The 291-nt window shown below is 70.4% G+C and carries 1 pseudogene; it reads left to right on the forward strand.

Features of this window, described 5'->3' with window-relative positions:
* Positions 1 to 291: pseudogene (locus tag LK12_RS23490) on the forward strand (phosphoglucosamine mutase); the annotation flags it as partial.

The following is a 291-nucleotide window of genomic DNA, read 5'->3' on the forward strand; positions in this document are numbered from 1 at the left end:
GGACCGCTACATCGTCCACCTCCTCACGACCCTCCCGCACCGACTGGACGGCCTGACGGTCGTCCTCGACTGCGCGAACGGGGCCGCTTCCGGCTGCTCGCCTCAGGTGTTCAAGGACGCCGGCGCGAACGTGATCGTCATCGGCGCGGAACCGGACGGGATCAACATCAACGAGGGTGTCGGGTCGACGCATCTAGAGGCCCTCCAGGCCGCGGTGGTCGCCCACGGTGCCGATCTCGGCGTGGCGCACGACGGCGACGCCGACCGCTGCCTCGCCGTGGACCACGAGGG

The organism is Novosphingobium malaysiense (genome assembly GCF_000802225.1).
In the GTDB taxonomy this organism is placed as follows: Bacteria; Pseudomonadota; Alphaproteobacteria; order Sphingomonadales; family Sphingomonadaceae; genus Novosphingobium; species Novosphingobium malaysiense.